Source organism: Neisseria sp. P0021.S006 (assembly GCF_051956895.1).
In genome coordinates this window covers 1-865 of the sequence record NZ_JBQCWZ010000560.1, presented here as the reverse complement: position 1 = coordinate 865, position 865 = coordinate 1, and the positions used below count along the sequence as shown (strand labels likewise).

The window sequence follows — 865 nt, the reverse complement described above, 5'->3', positions numbered from 1 at the left end:
ATCGGATTCGGTAATGACCGCGATGTTTTGATCTTCTAATTTAAACCCGTAAGCCAACGGCGCCACTGTAATCATCAGCGGCTCATGCGCCGACAAAAAGCCCTGCCAGTCGGACACGCTTTTGGCTTTCAAACCGTTTTGCTGCAAGAAACCGAGCATGGTTTCGCGCCGTCCCAAACTTTCGGCGCAAAGCAAAATTCGTCCGTCAAAGGCCGTCTGAAAATCTTTCAATGCCTGCAACGGTTCATCTGCTTGACGGTTGACGGCCACGTTTGGCAACGTATGTTCATCACCAAAAATATCCGGCAATACCTGACCATAGTTTTTCAGACGGCCTGCGAATACATCGGCAGAGAGATACAAATGCTGTGGAAGCAAAGGCGGATAAGTTTCGTCGCCCTGCGCCATGGCATAACGCGATTTGACGTCGGTCCAAAAACGGTTTGCCTCGGCATGAACGTCGCCCAAAGAGACAAACAGCGCATCTTCGCCGATGTAATCAAACAGCGTTTCCAACTCGTTTTCAAAAAACAGCGGCAGGTAATATTCCACGCCCGCACCGAAATGGCCGTCACTGACGGCTTTGTACACAGCGGCATCGTTCGGATTGCCATCGACTTCCTCGCGGAAGCGGCTGCGGAAGATTTTTTGCGCCTCGCTGTCGGTGGGGAACTCGTGCGCCGGCAGCAGGCGGATTTCGGAAACGGGAGAAATGGTGCGTTGCGTTTCGGTATCGAAGGTTTTGATGCTGTCGATTTCATCGTCGAACAAATCGATGCGGTACGGCATTTCGCTGCCCATCGGGAACAAATCGACTATACCGCCGCGCACGGCAAACTCGCCTGCCGCAACAACGTGGGAAACA

Annotated in this window: 1 pseudogene; it reads right to left on the bottom strand. The window is 52.6% G+C overall.

Features of this window, described 5'->3' with window-relative positions:
- Positions 1–865: pseudogene (locus tag ACTHUM_RS15685) on the bottom strand (transcription-repair coupling factor); the annotation flags it as partial.